The sequence below is a fragment of the Halalkalibacter nanhaiisediminis genome, assembly GCF_007830185.1.
Classification (GTDB): Bacteria; Bacillota; Bacilli; order Bacillales; family Bacillaceae_D; genus Halalkalibacter; species Halalkalibacter nanhaiisediminis.
In genome coordinates, this window is the sequence record NZ_VLKZ01000011.1 from 12,317 (window position 1) to 34,003 (window position 21,687).

General features: G+C 38.3%; 26 protein-coding genes and 1 pseudogene. 23 read left to right on the forward strand and 4 right to left on the reverse strand.

The features are described 5' to 3' along the window. Window positions 1-156 precede the first annotated feature (156 nt). Window positions 157-411, forward strand: a complete 255-nt coding sequence (locus IQ10_RS15895) for a hypothetical protein (protein WP_242009866.1) — start codon at window positions 157-159, stop codon at window positions 409-411. Between the two features lie 86 nt (window positions 412-497). Here IQ10_RS15895 and IQ10_RS15900 read toward each other — a convergent pair whose 3' ends face one another. Beyond that, window positions 498-2,429, reverse strand: coding sequence for an ABC-F family ATP-binding cassette domain-containing protein (locus IQ10_RS15900; protein ID WP_144451460.1), 1,932 nt, complete (start codon window positions 2,427-2,429; stop codon window positions 498-500). Between the two features lie 218 nt (window positions 2,430-2,647). Here IQ10_RS15900 and IQ10_RS15905 point away from each other — a divergent pair, with 218 nt between their 5' ends. The 9 genes from IQ10_RS15905 to IQ10_RS15940 all read left to right on the forward strand — a co-directional run bounded on the left by IQ10_RS15905 (window position 2,648) and on the right by IQ10_RS15940 (window position 11,139). After that, a complete protein-coding gene (locus IQ10_RS15905; RefSeq protein ID WP_144451461.1) occupies window positions 2,648-3,283 on the forward strand; it encodes a redox-sensing transcriptional repressor Rex in 636 nt (211 codons plus the stop codon). A gap of 24 nt (window positions 3,284-3,307) precedes the next feature. After that, the gene (locus tag IQ10_RS15910) at window positions 3,308-3,502 is read left to right on the forward strand and encodes a twin-arginine translocase TatA/TatE family subunit (protein ID WP_144451462.1); all 195 of its coding nucleotides are present in this window, start codon (window positions 3,308-3,310) and stop codon (window positions 3,500-3,502) included. A gap of 17 nt (window positions 3,503-3,519) precedes the next feature. Continuing rightward, window positions 3,520-4,287, forward strand: a complete 768-nt coding sequence (gene tatC, locus IQ10_RS15915) for a twin-arginine translocase subunit TatC (RefSeq protein WP_144451463.1) — start codon at window positions 3,520-3,522, stop codon at window positions 4,285-4,287. Window positions 4,288-4,770: 483 nt separating this feature from the next. After that, the gene (locus IQ10_RS15920) at window positions 4,771-6,102 is read left to right on the forward strand and encodes a cytochrome ubiquinol oxidase subunit I (protein ID WP_144451464.1); all 1,332 of its coding nucleotides are present in this window, start codon (window positions 4,771-4,773) and stop codon (window positions 6,100-6,102) included. Between the two features lie 12 nt (window positions 6,103-6,114). Then, on the forward strand, window positions 6,115-7,128 hold the full coding sequence (locus IQ10_RS15925) for a cytochrome d ubiquinol oxidase subunit II (RefSeq protein WP_144451465.1): 1,014 nt from the start codon (window positions 6,115-6,117) through the stop codon (window positions 7,126-7,128). Window positions 7,129-7,139: 11 nt separating this feature from the next. Further along, window positions 7,140-7,241, forward strand: coding sequence for a cytochrome bd oxidase small subunit CydS family protein (cydS, locus tag IQ10_RS18905; protein WP_437177696.1), 102 nt, complete (start codon window positions 7,140-7,142; stop codon window positions 7,239-7,241). 100 nt (window positions 7,242-7,341) lie between these two features. Then, entirely contained in the window at window positions 7,342-8,448 is a 1,107-nt protein-coding gene (locus IQ10_RS15930; RefSeq protein ID WP_144451466.1) for a CdaR family transcriptional regulator, read from the forward strand. Window positions 8,449-8,701: 253 nt separating this feature from the next. Further along, window positions 8,702-9,970: a GntP family permease gene (locus IQ10_RS15935; RefSeq protein ID WP_144451467.1), complete on the forward strand. Its 1,269-nt coding sequence runs from the start codon at window positions 8,702-8,704 to the stop codon at window positions 9,968-9,970. A 23-nt stretch (window positions 9,971-9,993) separates the two neighbouring features. Then, entirely contained in the window at window positions 9,994-11,139 is a 1,146-nt protein-coding gene (locus tag IQ10_RS15940) for a glycerate kinase (RefSeq protein WP_144451468.1), read from the forward strand. A 403-nt stretch (window positions 11,140-11,542) separates the two neighbouring features. Here the strand turns inward: IQ10_RS15940 and IQ10_RS15945 are convergent, their stop codons facing one another. Both IQ10_RS15945 and IQ10_RS15950 read right to left on the reverse strand, forming a co-directional pair. Beyond that, a complete protein-coding gene (locus tag IQ10_RS15945) occupies window positions 11,543-11,758 on the reverse strand; it encodes a YdiK family protein (RefSeq protein WP_144451469.1) in 216 nt (71 codons plus the stop codon). Continuing rightward, window positions 11,755-12,483, reverse strand: coding sequence for a CPBP family intramembrane glutamic endopeptidase (locus IQ10_RS15950; RefSeq protein WP_144451470.1), 729 nt, complete (start codon window positions 12,481-12,483; stop codon window positions 11,755-11,757). Before IQ10_RS15950 ends, IQ10_RS15945 begins: the two co-directional genes overlap by 4 nt. A gap of 356 nt (window positions 12,484-12,839) precedes the next feature. Here IQ10_RS15950 and groES point away from each other — a divergent pair, with 356 nt between their 5' ends. From groES to IQ10_RS18090, 5 genes are all read left to right on the forward strand, one after another. Further along, complete coding sequence (groES, locus tag IQ10_RS15955; protein WP_144451471.1) at window positions 12,840-13,124, forward strand: co-chaperone GroES; 285 nt, start codon at window positions 12,840-12,842, stop codon at window positions 13,122-13,124. Between the two features lie 49 nt (window positions 13,125-13,173). After that, on the forward strand, window positions 13,174-14,811 hold the full coding sequence (groL, locus tag IQ10_RS15960) for a chaperonin GroEL (RefSeq protein ID WP_144451472.1): 1,638 nt from the start codon (window positions 13,174-13,176) through the stop codon (window positions 14,809-14,811). Window positions 14,812-15,095: 284 nt separating this feature from the next. Further along, window positions 15,096-15,335: a tyrosine-type recombinase/integrase gene (locus IQ10_RS18820; RefSeq protein ID WP_277878075.1), complete on the forward strand. Its 240-nt coding sequence runs from the start codon at window positions 15,096-15,098 to the stop codon at window positions 15,333-15,335. 62 nt (window positions 15,336-15,397) lie between these two features. Next, a complete protein-coding gene (locus IQ10_RS18825; protein ID WP_437177698.1) occupies window positions 15,398-15,541 on the forward strand; it encodes a hypothetical protein in 144 nt (47 codons plus the stop codon). A 13-nt stretch (window positions 15,542-15,554) separates the two neighbouring features. Continuing rightward, the gene (locus IQ10_RS18090) at window positions 15,555-15,710 is read left to right on the forward strand and encodes a hypothetical protein (protein ID WP_158640064.1); all 156 of its coding nucleotides are present in this window, start codon (window positions 15,555-15,557) and stop codon (window positions 15,708-15,710) included. 240 nt (window positions 15,711-15,950) lie between these two features. On the opposite strand, the gene IQ10_RS18620 is transcribed toward IQ10_RS18090, so the two are convergent. Continuing rightward, window positions 15,951-16,085: a hypothetical protein gene (locus IQ10_RS18620; protein ID WP_277878070.1), complete on the reverse strand. Its 135-nt coding sequence runs from the start codon at window positions 16,083-16,085 to the stop codon at window positions 15,951-15,953. 180 nt (window positions 16,086-16,265) lie between these two features. Here IQ10_RS18620 and IQ10_RS18625 point away from each other — a divergent pair, with 180 nt between their 5' ends. The 8 genes and pseudogenes from IQ10_RS18625 (at window position 16,266) to IQ10_RS16005 (ending at window position 21,657) form a co-directional block, all read left to right on the forward strand. Then, complete coding sequence (locus tag IQ10_RS18625; RefSeq protein ID WP_277878071.1) at window positions 16,266-16,397, forward strand: hypothetical protein; 132 nt, start codon at window positions 16,266-16,268, stop codon at window positions 16,395-16,397. 106 nt (window positions 16,398-16,503) lie between these two features. After that, window positions 16,504-16,890 carry a transposase gene (locus tag IQ10_RS15975; RefSeq protein ID WP_144451473.1) on the forward strand — a complete coding sequence of 129 codons (387 nt, stop codon included), beginning with the start codon at window positions 16,504-16,506 and terminating at the stop codon, window positions 16,888-16,890. 94 nt (window positions 16,891-16,984) lie between these two features. Continuing rightward, window positions 16,985-17,281: a hypothetical protein gene (locus IQ10_RS15980; RefSeq protein WP_144451474.1), complete on the forward strand. Its 297-nt coding sequence runs from the start codon at window positions 16,985-16,987 to the stop codon at window positions 17,279-17,281. Between the two features lie 220 nt (window positions 17,282-17,501). Continuing rightward, a pseudogene (gene rpsI, locus IQ10_RS15985) lies at window positions 17,502-17,564 on the forward strand (30S ribosomal protein S9); the annotation flags it as partial. Window positions 17,565-17,690: 126 nt separating this feature from the next. Next, window positions 17,691-18,209 (forward strand): P-loop nucleotide/nucleoside kinase family protein, encoded by a 519-nt coding sequence (locus IQ10_RS15990; RefSeq protein ID WP_144451475.1) that lies wholly within the window; start codon window positions 17,691-17,693, stop codon window positions 18,207-18,209. A 237-nt stretch (window positions 18,210-18,446) separates the two neighbouring features. Next, complete coding sequence (gene rfbF / locus IQ10_RS15995; RefSeq protein ID WP_144451476.1) at window positions 18,447-19,235, forward strand: glucose-1-phosphate cytidylyltransferase; 789 nt, start codon at window positions 18,447-18,449, stop codon at window positions 19,233-19,235. A 71-nt stretch (window positions 19,236-19,306) separates the two neighbouring features. Continuing rightward, the gene (locus IQ10_RS16000; RefSeq protein WP_144451477.1) at window positions 19,307-20,407 is read left to right on the forward strand and encodes an NAD-dependent epimerase/dehydratase family protein; all 1,101 of its coding nucleotides are present in this window, start codon (window positions 19,307-19,309) and stop codon (window positions 20,405-20,407) included. Next, window positions 20,404-21,657, forward strand: a complete 1,254-nt coding sequence (locus tag IQ10_RS16005) for a UDP-glucose dehydrogenase family protein (protein WP_144451478.1) — start codon at window positions 20,404-20,406, stop codon at window positions 21,655-21,657. The genes IQ10_RS16000 and IQ10_RS16005 overlap by 4 nt, the downstream gene beginning before the upstream one ends. Window positions 21,658-21,687 lie beyond the last annotated feature (30 nt).

The window sequence follows — 21,687 nt, forward strand, 5'->3', positions numbered from 1 at the left end:
ATATAGGAGTTTAAAGGGATAAACCTATTATTTCGGGTAAGTGGTTATCTATACTTGATGATAATATACAATTTCTACTATTCTAGTGAATACGTTTATTCCTCCTTTTCCTTTGCGACATATGATTTAGTATTAAAAGGGAAGGAGGAGAAATATATGGGATACTATTACGATAAATTTGATAAGTGTGACAAACATGATAAGGATGATAGAAATCCTAAATTTAGAAGGCTGAATGGACTAAGAGAGGGAGATGCTATTCAAGTCTTTTCAGCAGGAGTATCACTTGGTACTGGAACATTTATCCGTATTGAGGATAATTTTTTAGTCTGGGTAAATAGTGCTACTGACGACCTTTTTGTCACAAATTTGGATGAAATTTCTGTCAGAAAAATTACACCAGGAGCGTAGGTTAATGCTTTTATTTTAACAAAAAGCGGCCTCTTTAGATAAACTAAAGCTGGCCGCTTTACTAATTGGGTTATTCATCAAGTTTTCTATTTTTCTTGTAACTCTTCCCATTCTTCCATAAGCTCTTCAATCTTAGCATTTGCCTCGTCAATTTCTTGTTGAATAGCTTGAGCTTGTTCATGATTGGAATAAATTTTTGGATCACAAAGTGCTTCTTCATGTTCGGCAAGTGAAGCTTCTAATGTCTCAATCGTTTTCTCAATTTCCTCAATTCGTCTCGTTCGTTGTCGCTCTAGTTTTTTGGCTTCTTTCTCTAATTCATATGATTGTTTATCAGGTTGAACCTCTATTGTCTCAGAGAACGAATTTGATTCTTGTTGTTTTAAAAGTTCACGTTGTTCGGTTTCGCTTTTCTTTTCAACATAATAGTCATAGTCGCCGAGATAATTCGTGATCTGACCGTCTTCTAGCTCGGCCATTCGTGTCGCAATCCGATTTAAGAAGTAGCGGTCATGGGAAACGAAAAGCAATGTACCTGGATAATCAATTAAGGCCGCTTCAAGAACTTCTTTTGCATCTAGGTCAAGATGGTTTGTTGGCTCATCAAGAATAAGAAAATTGGCTTTTTTCATCATTAGCTTTGCTAAAGCAAGTCGGGCTTTCTCGCCACCGCTAAGAGTGGAGACTGGTTTTAAGACATCATCTCCGCTGAATAGAAAATTGCCGAGCGCGGTTCGAATTTCTTTTTCTGGTAAAAGTGCATGGTCATCCCAAAGCTCATGTAGGACAAGCTTATTTGATTTTAAATTCGCTTGTTCTTGATCATAATAACCAACTGTCACATTACTACCAAAGCGCATTGTCCCGTCTTCAATCGGTATTGCTTTTAACAGTGCTTTTAGTAATGTTGATTTTCCAGCACCATTAGGCCCAATGAGAGCGACACTTTCACCGCGATCTACATATAAGTCAAGGTTCGCAAATATCGTTTGTTCACCGTATTTCACATGAAGATCTTTCACGCGAAGGACTTCATTACCGCTTTGTTTGTCGATATCAAATGAAAAAGAAGCAGATTTCTCTGAACCTGCAGGACGGTCAAGAAGAGTCATTCGCTCCAGTTGTTTTCTTCTACTCTGTGCTCGTTTGGTTGTAGAGGCACGTACAATATTGCGCTGAATAAAATCTTGTAGTTTAGCCACTTCGTCTTGTTGTTTCTCAAACTGTTTAAGTTCAAGCTCATATCGTTTTGCCTTTTCTTCAAGATAGGCACTGTAGTTTCCAGGGTATTTCGTCGATTTGGTTCGTGAAATTTCGACCACTTCTGTGACGATTTTATCAAGGAAGTAACGGTCATGGGAGACAATTAATATTGCACCCTTATAGCCATTTAAATATTGTTCAAGCCATGTTAACGTTTCGATGTCGAGGTGGTTTGTCGGCTCATCTAAAATAAGTAGCTCTGGTTTTTTTAGTAAAAGCTTCGCTAAGGCTAAGCGTGTCTTCTGCCCACCGCTTAACGTTGAAATTTTTGTGGCGTAGTCAAAATCGGCAAAGTTCATGCCAGAAAGCACACTACGAATATCTGCTTCGTATTGATAGCCACCACGATCTTTAAACGTTAGCTGAAGCTCATCATATTCTTTTAATAATTTCTCATAGCGTGTGGAATCTGCCAGTAGGTTAGGATCGGACATTTGCTGTTCCATCGCTCTAATCTGGCTTTCCATCTTTCTTAATGGCTCAAATACTGTTAACATCTCATCCCATATCGAGAGTGCGGACACGAGCCCTGTGTCTTGGGCTAAGTAACCAAGCTCGGTCCCTTTAGGCATTAAAACCTGCCCGCTGTCATAAGAAAGCTGACCAGCTATAATTTTGAGCAATGTCGATTTTCCTGCACCGTTTCGGCCAACAAGAGCAACACGTTCTCCTGTTTGAATATCTAACTTAATATTTGATAAAATTGGCTCAACACCGAATGATTTCGCAATATTGATGCATTGTAAGACAATCATTTAATTTCCTCTCTATTCTCTTAAAATCAGTATTGTTTATCTTGAGTGTATCGCAGATTCGATCTTTCAACAACTTATTGAACACTAAGGTAAAACGATTACAATCTCTTAGAAATGGTGTACAATAGGAGAGCGAGTGTGACTCGAAATTAAAGTGTCTGATTACTAGCATTTGAGATGTTAATAAGTCACTCTCAATGGTAGAAGGGAGGCAACTGATGAAAGCGGATCAAGCGAGGATTCCCCAAGCAACTGCAAAGAGATTGCCGTTGTATTATCGCTTTTTGGAGAATCTTCAGGCCTCAGGGAAACAAAGAGTATCCTCAACTGAATTGAGTGAGGCAGTTAAAGTAGATTCAGCAACGATTCGTCGGGATTTCTCATATTTTGGAGCTCTTGGGAAAAAAGGATATGGATATAACGTTAATTACTTGCTTTCTTTTTTTCGTAAAACTCTTGATCAGGATGAACTAACAAAAGTTATTCTAGTTGGGGTCGGGAATTTAGGAACAGCTTTTCTGAACTATAACTTCTCGAAAAACAACAATACCGAAATTGTCATGGCTTTTGATGTTGATGAAGAGAAGATAGGTACAGAGATGGGCGGCGTGACGATTCATAACTTTCACGAACTTACAGAGATCATGGATCCAGAAGTAACCGTCGCTATTATAACTGTACCATCGGTTGCGGCTCAAAAGATTGCGGACAAGTTAGTAGAAGCAGGGATTAAGGGAATTTTGAACTTTACACCTGCTAGATTAGATGTACCTGATGAAATTCGTGTTCACCATATTGACTTATCAGTTGAATTGCAAGCACTAGTTTATTTTCTTAAGCATTATCCAGTATAATAGTAGGACAAGGAGGTGCCATCTATGGGTTTAGGAGCAGGAAGCATTGCTATTATTGCAATTGTTGCTTTATTAATTTTTGGTCCAAAGAAATTACCAGAACTAGGAAAAGCTGCTGGTAATACATTACGCGAGTTTAAGAACGCGACAAAAGGCTTAGCTGACGATGATACGGAAGATAAAAAGAAAAATAAAGAATCAGAAACAGATAAAGCCTAAGTAGGAAGGGTTTATACATGGAACAACATAATATGCCAGTGATGGAACATATTGTGGAGCTAAGGCGAAGAATTATTTTCACGCTGGTTTTCTTCACGGTGGCTTTTGTCGCTGGCTTTTTTTTAGCGACACCAATAATCTCATATTTGTTAAGTACGCCAACTGCTCATGACTTGCCGATGAACGCCTTTAAAATGACCGATTCGATTCGGATTTTTATGACATTTGCGTTTGCAATTGGTTTGATTTTAACATTTCCCATTATCCTTTTTCAGCTATGGGGTTTTGTGAAACCAGGTTTGCATGAAAATGAACAAAAAGCAACGCTTGCTTACATTCCGATAGCATTCTTGTTGTTTTTAGCGGGGCTTTCGTTTGCTTATTTTATTCTTTTTCCGTATATTGTTGAGTTTATGAGCAATATGGCTGAAAGGCTTGGAATTACAGAGCAATATGGTATTAACGAATACTTCACGTTTCTTTTTCAAGTAACGTTGCCATTTGGAGCACTCTTTCAATTGCCAGTCGTTGTTATGTTCTTGACGCGTTTAGGGATCATTACACCAGTTGTGTTAAAGCAAATCAGAAAAGTTGCTTATTTTGTATTGCTTGTGATTGCAGGGATGATCACACCACCTGATGTTATTTCCCACATGATCGTTACAGTACCTCTTTTATTACTATATGAATTTAGTATTTGGGTCTCACATCTGACATATCGTAAAGTTTTAAAAGCAGAGAAAGAACGAGAAGCAGCTCTTGAAAAAGCAGAGAAAGAAAAATAATTGTTAGCAGATACTTCAAGATGAGGTATCTGCTTTTTGCTTTTATCATCACTGATTCGTGTTACGATAGAATAAGAGGAAAAAGCCTACTTACTAGAGAAAGCATCGAAAAAAGAAGAAAAAGGACAAGAGCAGGATTAAGAAAAAATATACGTGAGATATTGTGAATGTTATATATGTTTTTTTCCGCCTTGAACAAGTATGTGATCTTTTTCACAAAAAATTCATTAATTGTCGCAGCCAATGAGAGTATGGTATGTTACACTCTCACTATAAATGCTGAACCTAGTGTATAGAATGCGTTAAATCGGGTATGTAGTATAAGAGAAATGCTATATGGCGTAACGCAAATGGATTCTAGGTTTTCATTTTATTGTTTGAATGTGAAAAGGTGAGCAAAGTTAGGGGGCATTATTCCTTGTTCGATCTTGGCTGCCTATAGGTTCAATGTTGTACGAGTCTTTTTTAGGAGAGTGAGTGGCGATGTTTGAGTATGATCCGGTCATATATAGCCGTATTTTAACGGCGGTCACTTTAGGGTTTCATGTTATTTTTGCAACAATAGGGGTCGGAATTCCGCTACTAATTGCCTTAGCTGAGTGGATTGGGATTAAGCGTAATGATGAGCATTACCGCCTGCTTGCAAGACGTTGGGCTCGTGGCTTTGTCATTACAGTTGCGGTTGGTGTTGTAACAGGTACAGCGATTGGTTTGCAGTTAAGCTTGCTTTGGCCTAACTTTATGCAAGTAGCTGGGCATGTGATAAGCTTACCGATGTTTCTAGAGACATTTGCCTTTTTCTTTGAGGCGATTTTCCTTGGCATCTATCTTTATACGTGGGATCGGTTTAAGAAGAAAATTCATCACTGGCTTCTTGTTATTCCTGTTGCAATAGGTGCAACTGCATCTGGATTCTTTATCACAACGGTCAATTCATTTATGAATACACCACATGGCTTTGAAATGGTGAACGGTGTAGTAACGGATATTAATCCGCTTGCAGCAATGTTCAATCCAGCAACACCGACAAAGATGGCCCATGTTCTGTCATCTGCTTATCTAACTTCTGCTTTCATTCTTGCGGCGATTGCAGCGATTTCCTTGCTTCGCGGTAAAAATCATGTTTATCACAAAAAGGCATTAAACTTAACGATGACAGTAGCGGCTGTTTTTGCGATCGCGACTGCTTTAATTGGTGACTTATCGGGTAAATTTCTAGCAGAATATCAACCTGAGAAGCTAGCTGCGGCAGAATGGCATTTCGAAACGTCTACAGAAGCGCCTCTTATTCTCGGAGGTGTGTTAACAGAAGAGAATGAAGTAAAATATGCAATGGAAATTCCATATGCATTAAGTATTCTTGCGCATGGGACTCCAAGTGCAGAAGTAATCGGACTCGAGGAGTTTCCTGAAGAAGATTTACCACCATTAATTGTTCACTACTTCTTTGATATCATGGTCGGAATCGGAATGTTCTTAGCGCTCATTTCCATTATTTTTGTCATGATGAGACGTGTGACAAAATGGAATGAACATAACAAACCATTGCTTTGGACCATTTTTGCAGGAGGACCACTTGCTATGCTTGCCATTGAAATGGGTTGGTTCTTTAATGAAATGGGGCGACAACCATGGATTCTGGTTGGTTATATGCGGACTGCCGAAGGAGCAACGACCTCAGCACATGTGGATCTCATGCTCTATATGTTTATTCTGCTCTATCTTGTCTTAGCTATATCCTGCATTACGGTTCTTAGAAGAATGTTTAAATCCAATCCGGTTGAACAGGAATTAAAAGACCGTGGAATAGAATAGAGGTGAAGAGAATTGGATTATGAATTAATTGGAATTACGGTGCTTTGGACCTTTCTTTATGGGTATTTAATTGTTGCGTCGATTGACTTCGGCGCAGGTTTCTTTAGCTACTATTCAACCATTACCGGTCGAGAACATGTGATTAGTAAGGTTATTAATCGCTATCTTTCGCCAGTATGGGAAGTAACGAATGTTTTTCTAGTCTTTTTCTTTATTGGGATTGTCGGATTTTTCCCTTCAACAGCTTTTTATTACGGGACTGCGCTGTTAATTCCAGGTAGTATAGCGATTGTACTTCTCGCTATTCGCGGTTCTTATTACGCTTTTCACCATTATGGATTTAAAGGGAACCGATTCTATCAATTTTTGTACGGGGCTACTGGATTACTTATTCCAGCATCATTATCGGTTGTACTAACGATTTCAGAAGGTGGATTTATTACGGTTGTAAATGAGCAAGTTCATATGAATTACGGGGCACTGTTCACAAGCTTTTATTCTTGGACGGTTGTTGTTCTTGCTATTGTGAGTGTGCTCTATATTTCAGCGTGTTTCCTTACGTTTTATGCTTACAAAGCACGTGATATGAATGCCTTTGCTGTCTTAAGAGGATATGCGTTATTCTGGAGCTTTCCAACTATCCTAGCAAGTGTGCTTGTATTCTTTTCACTGAATCAGCATAACCCTACGCACTTTGCAAGCATGGTCGATTTATCATGGTTGTTCAGTCTATCGTTTCTCTTCTTTTTAGGCGCGGTATACCTAATTTGGAAGCAGAAAAGATTAGGGCTTGCATTCATCTTTGTTATGCTGCAATTTGCGACAGCTTTTTTCGGCTACGGGGCATCGCATCTTCCATATTTGTTATTTCCATATTTAACTATTTACGATGGCTTTACAAATGAGGCGATGGCGATTGCTTTAATTATTGCCTTTATTGCTGGACTGCTTTTATTAATTCCGTCACTCTACTTACTTATGAGATTGTTTTTGTTCGATAATAAGTACGTTCAAGGAAGAAAATAGGAGGTACTCAGATGAGTTTCTTTTTAATCATGATTGCTCCGTTTCTCATTCTAATCTTCTCCGTTATTGGTCTCTTTTGGTGGGGAGCTAAAGGAAAAGAGCCATATCAATAAGGAAGAACCTCTTCTCACTGCTTTTAAGCGGCGTGGAGAGGTTTTTTATTTTGAGTTAAAATAGCAATATAGATGAAAGTACTCTGTAGGGGGAACTAGAATGCTAACGAAACGGCTCGCACAGGAAATAGCAGATCGGACAATTGAGATTATTGGCTATAATGTCAACGTGATGGACAAAGACGGGGTAATCATTGGTAGTGGCGATCCTAAGCGCTTATATGAGGTTCATGCAGGAGCAGTCGAAGCAATAAAAAAGCAGCAGGAAATTGAAATTAATGATCATTATGCTAAGAACATGCAAGGAACGAAGACAGGGATCAACCTCCCCATTTCTTTTCGTGAAGAAATCGTAGGTGTCATCGGCGTAACAGGGCCATTAGAGGAAATTCGAGGGTATGGTAAGCTTGTGAAAATGGCAGCTGAGCTCTCATTAAATCAAGCATTTCTCACAGCTGAACTGCAATGGGATAAGCGTCATAAAGAGGAACTACTGCGTCAATTACTTGAAGGTCGAGTTGAAAATAAAAATACATTTTTAAAACGAGCTGAGTCATTTGGACTCAAATTGCCCTTGCCCTGTGAAGTATGGTATGTCTACGCTAGAAAAGTTCGGACTCGGGCGGAGGAAGAGCGGCTGCACAACGATTTAAAAATGGTCATTGGTAGCACTCATGAAATGATTCGAATTGACTCAGGGGGCCATATTGTATTAGTTAATCAAACAGAGATTAACAAGGATATTTATGCTGATGTTCAACAGTTTGCTAGGGAATATGCGCTGGTCGTGTGCGTTGGCAATAGGGCTACGCAATTAATGGATATCGCAGTATCGTATGAGCAGGCGTATCTCACTTATATGGTTACGAAAGGCGAAGAAGAGAAGGGACTGCGGTTTTCACGTGAGTGTTTGCTAGATACAATGTTGTATAGATTAGGAGATACAATAGAGGTAAGAGAATGGCAGAGTCTTTTTTCGCCGATTCGTTCTTTTGAAAAAAATGAAGAGCTAGAAGCGACATTACATGCGTTTATTCGTTGTAACGGGGAGATTCAGAAAGTGGCTAGCGAGCTGTTTGTTCACCGAAATACAGTGCAATACCGGTTACATAAAATTAAAGAACTAACTGGGAAGGATCCGAGAGACTTCAAGGATCTATTTGAGTTATATGCTGGTATGAGGTTGAATCAATTTGAAAAAGAATAACAAGTGAATTGATAGCGAACCTGAGAACTCTGTAGTGCTATTGAATAATGTAGCTCTTATTTGTAGATGATTGAACGGATGAATGATCGATGTGTCGGACTTTTAATTAAACGTTTATTTAATTGATGATTGTGCATATGCACAATATATCTCAATATGTGTAATAATAATTTAATAGCTTGCACAATGACTAGAATATCAGAAAACGCTTACAATTAAACTGTGAAAACGGTTTAATAAAGGGGAATATACGATGGATGTACAAGTTACGGCGATAGGAGCGATTCTAGGCCTTGTTATTGCGATTGTTATGATTTTGCGTAAAATTCCACCAGTCTATGCCTTGATGGCAGGTGCACTTATTGGTGGAACAGTTGGCGGCGCTTCTATTACGGAAACAGTTGATTTAATGATTGGTGGTGCAGGTGGTATTATTCCTGCAGTCCTTCGAATTCTAGCAGCTGGTATATTGGCTGGTGTACTAATCGAGTCAGGAGCAGCATCTACTATTGCTGAAGCAATAGTCAAAAAAATCGGACAAACGCGTGCGTTATTAGCATTAGCACTTGCTACGATGATTTTGACGGCAGTTGGTGTTTTCGTTGATGTTGCTGTTATAACTGTTGCACCGATTGCACTTGCAATTGCGAGCAAAGCAAAGCTTTCAAAGACAGCGATTTTACTTGCGATGATTGGGGGAGGTAAGGCAGGAAACGTAATGAGTCCGAACCCTAATACGATAGCTGTGTCCGATGCGTTTAACGTTCCACTAACTTCTGTTATGGCGGCTGGGATTATACCTGGGTTATTTGGCTTAACGGTAACCTATTTCATTGCGAAACGTTTATCGAATAAAGGATCTTTAGTAGATATTCATGAGGTTGAGTCACAAAAAGAAGGAGAAATACCGTCGTTTAAAGCAGCAATCGTTGCGCCGGTGATTGCTATTATTCTTTTAATGCTTCGTCCCATTTTTGATATTAGCATCGATCCAATGATTGCTTTACCTGTTGGTGGGCTGATTGGTGCGCTTGTGATGGGTAAACTCCGTCATATGAATCAATATGCGATCTCAGGTTTGAATAAAATGTCGGCAGTGGCGATCCTTTTAATTGGAACTGGGGCCATTGCAGGTATTATTTCAAATTCAGGCTTGAGGAATGTCCTTGTGAATGGGTTAGATAGCCTTGGTCTACCTGCCTATGTATTAGCTCCGGCATCAGGGATCTTTATGTCAGCAGCGACGGCTTCAACGACTGCGGGTTCTGCTGTGGCAAGTAGCGTCTTTGGAGCAACCATTTTAGAGTTAGGTGTTGCAGGACTTGCTGGTGCAGCAATGATTCATGCAGGTGCCACAGTCCTTGATCATTTGCCTCACGGAAGTTTCTTTCACGCAACGGCAGGTAGTGTAGGTATGCAAATAAATGAACGCTTGAAATTAATACCTTATGAATCACTGATAGGTTTAGTTATTGCCATTGTTTCCACGTTAATTTTTGGTGTTTTTCAATGGTTCTTATAATCAAATGAAGGGAGAGGGATGTTTTGAGAAAAATAGTGATCGCTCCAGATTCATTTAAAGAAAGCTTTACTGCGATGCAAGCAGCAGATGCAATTGAAAAGGGGTTTCGTCGAGTCTTTCCTCAGGCTGAATACGTCAAAATACCAATGGCAGATGGAGGAGAAGGAACGGTACAATCCTTAGTTGATGCTTTACATGGAACGATTGAAACAGTGACAGTTGTCGGTCCTCTTGGTGATGAAGTTGAAGCGACTTATGGTGTTTCTGGAGATGGAAAAGTTGCTGTAATTGAAATGGCTGCTGCATCGGGGCTTCATTTAGTTCCACCAGATAAACGTAATCCACTTATCACGACCACGTATGGAACGGGTCAATTAATCATTGAAGCACTTGAAAAGGGTGTGGAGCATATTATTATTGGCATAGGTGGTAGTGCGACAAATGATGGTGGTGCAGGGCTTGCGACAGCACTTGGAGTAAAATTATTGGCTAGCGACGGGACTCAAATTGATTACGGTGGTGCAGCTCTTGCTAAGCTTGAGCGAGTTGAAATTGATCACATGCATCCACGTCTAAAAGAAGTGACGATTGAAGTTGCCTGTGATGTTGATAATCCCTTGCTAGGGGAAAAGGGAGCTTCAGCTATATACGGCCCTCAAAAAGGAGCAAATGAAGAAATGGTTGGCGAGCTTGATCGCTGTCTCGCTCATTATGCAGATAAAATTAAGGAAACGTTAGGCAAGGACATTCGTGATATTCCTGGAGCAGGGGCAGCTGGAGGACTTGGCGCAGGGCTTTTAGCTTTTCTTAATGTTCGCTTAGATTCGGGAGTAACTTTAATCCTTGAAGCAACAGGCTTTCATGAAAGAGTCAAAGGCGCATCACTAGTGATAACTGGAGAAGGAAGACTCGATCAACAAACAATCTTTGGGAAAACGCCAATCGGTGTCGCAAAGGCTGCCAAACAAACTGATATCCCTGTTCTCGCTTTTGCAGGTGGTTTAGCCAATGGGCATGAGGTAATCTTTGAACACGGAATTGATGTTGCTTTTTCTATCGTCCCTGGAATTCTCTCAATTGAGGATGCCCTTGAAAATGGACTTCGTTATTTAGAAGGGACAGCTTATAATACCGCGAAAATAATGTCTATCCAACAACAAATGGAATAGGACAAAAAAAGACGGTTTCTTAAAATCATCTTCTAATGTAGAAGGATCTTTGAAAGATGCAGTCCTTTTAAAAGATAAGAAAGGATAAAATTTGATGATGTCTAGTCCCAGCGCATAGCCGCTCGAGGTCATTTTAGCCTGCGGTAGGTTTCCTAAAACCTAGCAACACAATCGCAGGCTTTCAATGCTGGTTACGGTTAACCAAGGCGCTTGCGCTTTTTTTATTGAAAAGCAAGATAAATACAAAATCAACATTTACTCTATACGATGTTTTATTCAATCATCACGCAAGAAAACATCGCAAATAACATATGCGAACAATAAAAAAGGGTCTGATTCTAAGAGCGATCATCATCGTCATATCCAACGATCGGTGATCGATATCTTTAGATCAGACCTTTTTTTAATCTTTCTTTTTATTCTGATTCTGAATTTGTTTAATGACTTTACGTAGTCGATAAAAACGATATGCGACCATAAAGTCGATCGCTGCAAAGGAGATAATTAAATAGCTCCAAAAGTTCCAACCAGCGAGACTGACATTTTGTATAGCGAAAAAAACAAGTAAGACGCCAATCGAAAAATAAACGATCGCCATCGTTATTGGAGATGCTCTCATTGTAATAATCCTCCAATGATAACTGACATTTGTTGTTCCATTTGTTCAAGCTGCTCAAGCCATCCTTCAATTTGATCAGCGAGTAGAACATTGACGATTGAAACAAATAAGTTCAATGCAATATGGGCGATAATCGGAACAAGGATTCGTTTTGTTTTTACATATAAGAAGGCAAAAACAAAGCCCATCGCTGTGTAGACGAGTAAATGTGTGAAATCGAAATGGATAGCAGCGAAAATAAGTGAGCTAATAAAGCCCGCTATCCAGAAGTTAAAGCGCTTATAGAGGGCGCCGAAAATAATCAGACGAAAAACGATTTCTTCAAGAATCGGGCCAATTACGGATACAACGATAATGAAAGCTGGAAAAGCTTTTGCAAATTCAATAATGGTTTGCGTATTTTCCGATCCTGGTTCAATTCCAAGAACATACATTTCAATTAAAGCTGCTGCATATTGAGCACCAAAGACCATGAATACACCAATAATGGTCCAGCGAATGGCTTCTCCTCTTGTCGAACGGTTGCGAATGTGGTGACGTTCACGGATGTCAGGAATCAGTAGCAGGATAATGATTAACAATCCGAGGCTGAAGCTAAACATACTCCATATACCAGGAATTCGCTCGCCTGAAATACCAAGCTCTCTTAGAAGAAAGACACCAGGGATAGCCGAAAGCTGCATAAGTACGTACGTGATTAGAATCCACCAATAGCGTTTATTCAATAGACTGTTCTCCTTTGATATAGTGTACTCAATTTTACTAAAAACCGTTGTCTAAAATGCATCTTTATATTTTACCATATGCACGTAAGAAAAGCAGAACGAAAGCCTCGATGTTTATGTACAGAATATGAAGGAATAATGAACGGAAAGTTGGATATGATTAAAAGGTCTTTGCTTGTAAATTAACTCTGTAGCAACAGCTGAAAATGACAGGTTATGTCGTAAATTTTTTTTGGCAAAAGGCTTGCAAAAGTAAGTCGATATGATTATCATAATAATTGTGTTAGCACTCATGGTGAGTGAGTGCTAATAACATAACAATTGAATTTTTAAGATCTTGAAGGAGGGTGTTTTCCTTGTTAAAGCCATTAGGTGATCGTATTATCATTGAATTAGTTGAGTCTGAGGAGAAAACTGCGAGCGGAATTGTATTACCAGATTCTGCAAAGGAAAAGCCTCAAGAAGGAAAAGTCGTTGCTGTTGGTACTGGTCGTGTAACAGACAACGGTGAGCGTATCGCTCTTGAAGTAAGCGAAGGCGATGCAATCATATTCTCTAAATATGCAGGAACAGAAGTGAAGTATGAAGGCAAAGAATATTTAATCCTTCGTGAAAGTGATGTACTTGCAATTATTGGCTAAATAAACAAATGTGTGGAACTACATATAACCAAATCAGGAGGTAGAAATCATGGCTAAAGATATTAAGTTTAGTGAAGACGCACGCCGCTCTATGCTTCGCGGGGTAGATGCACTTGCAAACGCTGTGAAAGTAACACTAGGACCAAAAGGACGTAACGTTGTTCTTGAGAAGAAGTTCGGTTCTCCATTAATCACAAATGATGGTGTTACAATCGCAAAGGAAATCGAGCTTGAAGATGCATTCGAAAACATGGGTGCTAAGCTTGTTGCTGAAGTAGCAAGTAAGACAAATGACATCGCTGGTGACGGTACAACGACTGCGACTGTTCTTGCTCAAGCGATGATTCGTGAAGGTCTTAAAAACGTAACATCTGGTGCAAACCCTATGGTTATTCGTAAGGGTATCGAAAAAGCAACAGCTGCTGCGGTTCAAGAGCTTAAGAACATTTCTAAGCCAATTGAAGGCAAAGCATCAATTGCTCAAGTTGCTGCGATCTCTTCTGCTGATGAAGAAGTTGGTCAAATCATTGCTGAGGCAATGGATCGTGTTGGTAATGATGGTGTTATCACAATCGAAGAATCAAAAGGCTTCTCTACTGAGCTAGATGTAGTAGAAGGTATGCAATTTGACCGCGGTTACGCATCTCCTTACATGGTAACAGATTCAGATAAAATGGAAGCGGTTCTTGACACCCCTTACGTTCTTATCACAGACAAGAAAATCTCAAGCATTCAAGAAGTTCTTCCTGTTCTTGAGCAAGTTGTTCAACAAGGTAAGCCAATCCTTATCATCGCTGAAGATGTTGAAGGTGAAGCACTTGCAACACTTGTTGTGAACAAATTACGTGGTACTTTCAATGCTGTTGCTGTTAAAGCTCCAGGATTTGGTGACCGTCGTAAAGCGATGCTTGAAGATATCGCAACACTTACTGGTGGTGAAGTGATTACTGAAGACCTAGGTCTTGACCTTAAGTCTGCAAACATCACTCAACTTGGTCGCGCAAGCAAGGTTGTTGTAACAAAAGAAAACACAACAATCGTTGAAGGTGCTGGCGAGCCAGATCAAATCTCTGCTCGTGTTAACCAAATCAAAGCTCAACTTGAAGAAACAACATCTGAGTTTGACAAGGAAAAGCTTCAAGAGCGCCTTGCTAAGCTTGCTGGTGGTGTAGCTGTTCTTAAAGTTGGTGCTGCTACTGAAACAGAATTAAAAGAACGCAAGCTTCGTATTGAAGATGCATTGAACTCTACTCGTGCTGCGGTTGAAGAAGGTATCGTAGCAGGTGGTGGTACAGCACTAGTTAACGTAATCAAAGCTGTTCAAGCCGTTGACGCTGAAGGCGATGAAGCAACTGGTGTAAACATTGTACTACGTGCTCTTGAAGAGCCAGTTCGTCAAATTGCACACAATGCTGGTCTTGAAGGCTCAGTTATCGTTGAACGTCTTAAAGGCGAAGAAGTTGGAATTGGATTCAACGCTGCAACTGGCGAGTGGGTAAACATGGTTGAAGCTGGTATCGTTGACCCAACTAAGGTTACACGTTCTGCTCTTCAACACGCAGCAAGTGTATCTGCAATGTTCCTAACAACTGAAGCTGTTATCGCTGATATGCCAGAAGAAAACGCTGGCGGCGGCATGCCTGACATGGGCGGCATGGGCATGGGTGGAATGGGCGGCATGATGTAAGGCTTTCTAAGTCTTATTGAAGCCTTATATTTGAGAAATAGTTACAACTACTTTTCACCCAAACTGTGAAGCAGTCATGTAAAGAATTATTTTCAGTAACAATAACCACTTCCTAAAAAATAGGGAGTGGTTTTTTTGTTGTTAAAATTTGCATATCAAGACTATTTAGATGACAGACGTTTCACAAGTAAGGCGAATATCAAAAATTACGAAATGTTGCTAGGTAAATTCATTGATTATTGCATTGAAATATTCTTGGTACAGGGATTAGACGAGGGGAAGTCATTAATCTTCAATGGTCAGACGTTGATTTCGTAAATAAATCAATATCTGTTTTTGGAAAGAGCAGAAGAAAAGAAACAATTCCTATTACGGATAAGTTAGTAAAAGAACTAGCAGGTTATCATACTTTTTGTAAGCAATATTGGGGAATTATAAGTGATTATGTTTTTGTAAAGCGAGATAATAACCAACTAACTGAAAATGTTTTAATGCTGATATTTCAATATTTACAGAAAAGATGAATTTCAAAGATGTAAGAGTATCTGCTCACACGTTTCGTCATACATTTTGTCATAGACTTGCTATGTCTGGTATGAGTGCCTTTGCTATTCAAAAGCTCATGCGACACCAAAATATAGCGGTCGCAATGAAATATGTTGCAATGTGGGGAAACGAATTGAGAGAGCAAAATGACAAGTATAATCCATTAAATTCATTAGATATTTGAGGGTGGAGAAAAAATGAGTAAACAGATGAAGCGTATTGCCTATTACACCAAGAAAGTAGTACAAGAAGGTGCAAAAGTAAGACCAACATATACAGGTTTTAGAAACTCATTTCGTCACAATAGATTATTATTGTATAAAAAATTACTGAATGAGATGCTTAAAGTTTAAGTAATATATTTGTGGTAGCTACTGCCGTAGTCCGCTCCTTTCTAAATATCTAAAAATGGAATGTCAAAACCCTTTCGCATTTAGGAAAGGGTTTTGATAATATTCAACTACATAACTCGTCAATCAAATAGCTCCTTCACCTTAAAAATGAAAAAATCTATGCTACCTATTTGCTAACATGGACAAATGATTATGTATTAAGCGGTTTCTTTTTTTGTTCTTCAATTACCCCACTCATTATCAAGCGAATTTTTTCATTTGTTGTTCATACTCCCAAGCATTATAGTCTGTTTCGTCAAGTGGCTCTTCTTCTTCATATGATGGTGCATCATAATTAACTTCACCATTTAATTCTGCTAAATGTTTATCAGCCATTATATCTACTCTTACTACTAGTGTTTTTTGACTATCAAATCTTTCTTCTGCCTTCTTGTAACTGCTAGACTAAATTGAACAGTTTTTGCTTGATAAAAATGAACACTTTCTGCTAATTAACCTCCAATCAGTTAAAATCAAGAAGTATGAATATGACTGATGTACTGGAGGATCGGGAAGGTGTTGAAATTAGAAGTGATTGTAGAAGTTCATCAATTGAAACGACAGGGATTTAAAGTTGCAGCTATTGCAAGAAAATGCAATTTATCCAGAACAACAAATGCAAGTAGATTTTGGAGAATTAAAGATTAGGACATTTGAAGGGAAGTGGATAAAAATATATGTAATTGCCTTTGTACTTTCTCAATCACGTTATTAATATGCGGAGTGGCAAGATCGGCCTTTTACTACTCGTGATGTGTTACGTTCTCAGGAGAATGCATTTGAGTATTACGGAGGCAGAACAGACGAGATTGTACATGACCAAGATAAGCTTATGACAGTAAGTGAAAATGGAGGTGACATTATATATACGGAAGAGTTTCAAGCTTATAAACAGCAAAGAGGGTTTTCGGTTTATTTGTGTAAAGCAGCAGATCCAGAAACTAAAGGTAAGATTGAAAATGTGGTGAAATTCATTAAAAGAAACTTTGCGAAAAATCGAGTGTATCATCAGCTAGAGACTTGGAATGAGCAATGTTTAGCTTGGCTTGATAGAAAAGGAAACTATCAAGTACATAACACAATAAAAAAGAGACCTACCGAAGTGTTTGCCCCTGATTATCGAAAAGAATCCTGGAGGTAAACTATTAGCTACCCATCCTCTTTCAAGAAAAAAAGAGCAGCTGATAAAGAACTCGGATCATTCAAGAGATAAGTCAAAAGGTATACAAGCATATATGGAAACTATAAAAGCTTCTTTTGATGATCAGAAAAAGATTCAACTATTTCTTGAAGAAGTTGAAAAGCGATATCCGAGATACATGCGAGATCAGTTACAGATTTTAAGCAGAGCAGTAAAGAACTTTGAACCATTTACTGAATTTGCCTTAGAAATTTGTATTAAACAGACCTTATGGAGTGCCAATGATTTTCATGATGTCGTTAGACATTTAGCGAGGACTCAAGAGCAAGAGAGTATTATACCCTCAACTGATATGCCAATTGTAGAAATGTCCTCCACTTACTACAAATAATACTCATTGGAACGAGTGGCAAGAACCATATAAGGAAAAAGCTTTGACAATTTTAAAAAGGATGTATGAACTTTACGAAGAACATAAGAAAACACGTCATTAATTACTATTAATACCTTAGAATCGTAAATTATTTCATTTTCATTTAGTTCGAAAAATACGACTATACATTAATAAAATAAGGATTTTTTTATAGTGTGTTTCTTCATATTTAATGTACAAAGAGCGTAAGAAATACGGTCTTAAAGGTGCTCGTCGTGCGCCTCAGTTCTCAAAGCGTTAATTATCAACATTTCAAAGGCTCTCAACCGATTTGGTTGAAGTTCTTCAAAACGCGTTTGATTACTAGCACAAGTTGAGTCAACTCAGAATATCCTTTAGAAAATAGTTTGAAGAAAGGAAACTAAAAATGGAAAACGGAAATAATCGTTCAATTTACATCATATCGGGTCCATATGGAGTGGGAAAATCTACGATAACAAAAGAGCTTACCCAGGAGATGGATAAAGTTGCATTAATCGAAGGTGACCAAATCAAATTAATGTTCAAAGGAAAAACCCCGCCAACGATGGGAGAAGAGGCTTCAATTGTATGGAGAAATATTCTTTCTTTAACATGGAATTTCGTTGAAGAAAACATTAATGTAATTATTGATTATGTTGTTGGAACGGAAGTAGAGTGGTTTCCCATGTACTTCTCGGATTTAAATGTAAAGATTTATTATGTTGTATTAAGTGCGGATGAAAATACACTTATTTCTCGACTAAATGAAAGAGGGGATGATTTTTTAATAGAAGGATCTTTAATGTTATTAAATCAATTTAAAAACTTTTTACCAAACAAAGACTATCTATATGATACAACCAATAAACGGCCAGTCGAAATCATTCAAGATTTAAAAAGCCGCATTGATCAATTTTGTCTTTAACTCTCCTTACCTTCGTTTATATGTAAATGCTCTCAATAATTTTCCCCCTCTCTGAACATCTTAAAATATTTTCTCCTTTTTACAGTTAAAGACACATGTAACTTTCCTTTTTAAAAACGGGTTTTAATCTGTCCGATATGCCGTAACAATTTTAGAAGTTAAGAATATGTTATAAAGAAATTCGCGTAGCAGGCAATTTCATGTGGTGCAAACAAAACCTAAGAAAGGAGTAATCATGTGAAGGTCGTAATTTTAGCAGGTGGGTTTGGCACGAGAATAAGCGAAGAAACCCATTTAAAGCCGAAACCTATGATAGAAATTGGTGAAAAGCCAATCCTATGGCACATAATGAAACTCTACTCTAGTTATGGATACAACGATTTTATTATCTGCTTAGGGTATAAGAGTCATGTTATCAAGGAATATTTTTTTAATTATTTCCTTTATAATTCTGATTTAACCTTTAAATTTCATAAGGGAAATGAATTCATTATTCACCAACATTCGGTTGAACCCTGGAAGGTTACCTTGATTGACACAGGTTTAAACACAATGACGGGCGGCCGTATCAAGAAAGTACAGGATTATGTCGGGAATCAGCCGTTTATGATGACGTATGGTGACGGAGTCAGTGATGTAAATATTAAGGAATTAGTAGAATTCCATCGTTCTCATGGGAAGCTGGCTACATTAACTTCAACACAGCCAGGGGGCAGGTTTGGTGTGTTGTCTTTGTCATCTGATCAGAAGGTAGAAAAGTTTCAGGAGAAGATACAAGGAGATGGCGGATGGATAAATGCCGGCTTTTTGGTATTGCAGCCACAAGTATTTAATTATTTAAATCAGGGCGAACAAACAATATTTGAAAAGGAACCGCTAGAAACCCTGGCTAAGGAAGGTCAATTAATGGCCTATAAACATAGCGGGTTTTGGTATCCAATGGATACCTTACGTGATAAAAAATATTTACAAGAATTGTGGGAGTCCAACAAAGCTCCTTGGAAAATATGGGATAAAAATAATTAATAAGATGCGAGGACGCAACTGCAGCAGTTGTAATTATATTCAGGAAAAAGAATTAATGTGGAGTGGATTAAATGGAAACAGTTAAAAACCATACCATTTATCAATCAGATCTTCAGTATATATTCAATAATCTTGACCAGTCTGAAATCGAAAAACTTAAGGATTCATCCATCCTAATTACGGGTTGCGCTGGATTTTTAGGCTATTACTTCATGTCATTTTTATCTGACAATTCAGAACGGATTGGGATTAAAAAAATTATTGGGATTGACAATTTTAAACTTGGAAAACCTAACTGGATTACGGATTTAAGCACAGCAAATGAAAAGATTGAACTATATAATTTTGATATTACGCAGTTTGCATCATTTGATGCTAATAAAATTAACGATGCCGATTTTATTATCCACATGGCTTCCATCGCCTCGCCGACCTTTTACCGTAAATATCCTCTTGAAACCATTGATGCAAATGTATCAGGACTAAGGGCTTTGCTGAATTTTTATAAGGATAAAAAAATTAAAGGGTTTTTGTTTTTCTCAAGCAGTGAAGTGTATGGTGACCCATTTCCAAATTATATTCCGACTTCCGAGGAGTATAGAGGGAATGTGAACATGATAGGACCACGTGCATGTTATGATGAGGCAAAACGATTCGGAGAGACGCTATGTTATTTATACGCCGAAAAATTCGGCATGCCGATTTCCATAGTCAGGCCATTTAATAATTTTGGACCGGGAATGAGATTGAATGATATGCGGGTTCCTGCGGATTTTGCAAAAGCCATTATAGAGAATAAACAACTGGTCATGCATTCCGACGGAAAACCAACTCGGACATTTTGTTACGTGACAGATGCAATCACTGGTTATTTAAAAGCTCTATTATATGAACCGTTTGACTACTTTAATATAGGAATAGATCAACCGGAAATTTCGATTAAAGATTTGGCTCAAATATATAAGGATATAGGCTCAGTCCTTTTTGGTTTTAATCAGTCTATCGAATTTAGAGAATCCGAAGAAAAGGTGTATTTAACCCATAATCCTCTGAGAAGATGCCCGGATATTTCAAAGGCTAAAAAAATTCTGAACTATTCCCCGTCCATTTTAATCGACGAAGGTGTTTATCGCTTTTTAACCTTTTTGAAGGAAGAAGGTGATATTCATTGATTACGGTAATTGGCCTTGGATTTGTGGGATTGACAACAGCTCTAGGATTTAGCGATAAAGGCTACCGTGTTTACGGTTATGATATTAATGAAAAAAAGAAAGATCAATTAAGAAAAGGGGAAATTCCTTTTTATGAACCTTATCTTAATGGAAAATTAAAACAGCACTTAAACAAAGGATTTACAATTGTGGACGATTTACAAGAAGCCGTAATCAACAGTCAAGTTATTTTTCTCTGTGTGGGAACACCGAGCAAAGCAGATGGCAGTGCGGATTTAGGCTATATTTTCGATGCGATTAATAGTTTAACTGGCTATATAACAAAACCGGAATTTAAAGTATTAGTTGTTAAATCCACTATTCCGCCATCCACAACAAGAGAAAGGATTAAACCTTATTTAGAACAATTAGGTTTTAAGGTTGGCATTGATATTGGCTTAACCAATAATCCTGAATTTTTACGAGAAGGGTATGCTTGGGAAGATTTTATGAATCCGGATCGAATTGTTATCGGACAGGAAGATGAGAAAAGCGGACAAATAGTCGAAACCATTTATCACCCTTTTAATGCCCCGATATATCGGGTTACTCTAAATACTGCTGAATATATTAAGTATTTATCTAACACATTGCTGGCAACTCTTATCAGTTTCGCAAATGAACAGTCGCTCATCGCCAAGTCCATCGGAGAGATTGATATTAAGAACGCCTTTAAGGTTTTACATCTCGACAGAAGATGGTTTGGTTCACCCGCTAATATGACCTCCTATGCTTTTCCAGGTTGTGGCTTTGGCGGCTACTGCCTTCCTAAGGATACGATGGCTTTAGTGAGTCAGTCCTTAAAGAATTCTTACACACCGGAACTACTAAGAAGTGTCTTAAAAGTAAACGAAACGATTAAAGAATTTGTTATCTGTGATGTAGTAAGTAAAGCAGAAGAGAATGAGTATATAGGAATCCTCGGGTTGGCATTTAAGCCAAATTCAAATGACATTAGGGATACACCGGCAAAAGCAATAATTCAAGGGTTGCTGCAAAAAGGGTACAAGAATATTATCGCCTATGATCCTATGGCAAACGAAGAGTTTAAAGAGGCATACGGTCTTCCTATTGAATATGCTCCTAATCTGCCATCACTTCTTTCAAGGGTTGATCATGTTGTTATCGTAACGGCCTGGGATGAATTTATTAAAAACGAAGAGTTGATAAAGAAGAAGAATGTTATTGATTATCGTTATATTTACCAATAGTAAAAGGAAGGCTAAGCCGCCCCAAAATTG

Excerpts from the sequence above, each read along its gene's own strand:
- IQ10_RS15895 (WP_242009866.1), top strand. The coding sequence starts at position 157 with ATGGGATACTATTACGATAAATTTGATAAGTGTGACAAACATGATAAG.
- IQ10_RS15900 (WP_144451460.1), bottom strand. The coding sequence starts at position 2,429 with ATGATTGTCTTACAATGCATCAATATTGCGAAATCATTCGGTGTTGAG.
- IQ10_RS15905 (WP_144451461.1), top strand. The coding sequence starts at position 2,648 with ATGAAAGCGGATCAAGCGAGGATTCCCCAAGCAACTGCAAAGAGATTG.
- IQ10_RS15910 (WP_144451462.1), top strand. The coding sequence starts at position 3,308 with ATGGGTTTAGGAGCAGGAAGCATTGCTATTATTGCAATTGTTGCTTTA.
- tatC (WP_144451463.1), top strand. The coding sequence starts at position 3,520 with ATGGAACAACATAATATGCCAGTGATGGAACATATTGTGGAGCTAAGG.
- IQ10_RS15920 (WP_144451464.1), top strand. The coding sequence starts at position 4,771 with ATGTTTGAGTATGATCCGGTCATATATAGCCGTATTTTAACGGCGGTC.
- cydS (WP_437177696.1), top strand. The coding sequence starts at position 7,140 with ATGAGTTTCTTTTTAATCATGATTGCTCCGTTTCTCATTCTAATCTTC.
- IQ10_RS15930 (WP_144451466.1), top strand. The coding sequence starts at position 7,342 with ATGCTAACGAAACGGCTCGCACAGGAAATAGCAGATCGGACAATTGAG.
- IQ10_RS15935 (WP_144451467.1), top strand. The coding sequence starts at position 8,702 with ATGGATGTACAAGTTACGGCGATAGGAGCGATTCTAGGCCTTGTTATT.
- IQ10_RS15945 (WP_144451469.1), bottom strand. The coding sequence starts at position 11,758 with ATGAGAGCATCTCCAATAACGATGGCGATCGTTTATTTTTCGATTGGC.
- groL (WP_144451472.1), top strand. The coding sequence starts at position 13,174 with ATGGCTAAAGATATTAAGTTTAGTGAAGACGCACGCCGCTCTATGCTT.
- IQ10_RS18825 (WP_437177698.1), top strand. The coding sequence starts at position 15,398 with ATGTCTGGTATGAGTGCCTTTGCTATTCAAAAGCTCATGCGACACCAA.
- IQ10_RS18090 (WP_158640064.1), top strand. The coding sequence starts at position 15,555 with ATGAGTAAACAGATGAAGCGTATTGCCTATTACACCAAGAAAGTAGTA.
- IQ10_RS18620 (WP_277878070.1), bottom strand. The coding sequence starts at position 16,085 with ATGGCTGATAAACATTTAGCAGAATTAAATGGTGAAGTTAATTATGAT.
- IQ10_RS15980 (WP_144451474.1), top strand. The coding sequence starts at position 16,985 with ATGGAAACTATAAAAGCTTCTTTTGATGATCAGAAAAAGATTCAACTA.
- IQ10_RS15990 (WP_144451475.1), top strand. The coding sequence starts at position 17,691 with ATGGAAAACGGAAATAATCGTTCAATTTACATCATATCGGGTCCATAT.
- IQ10_RS16000 (WP_144451477.1), top strand. The coding sequence starts at position 19,307 with ATGGAAACAGTTAAAAACCATACCATTTATCAATCAGATCTTCAGTAT.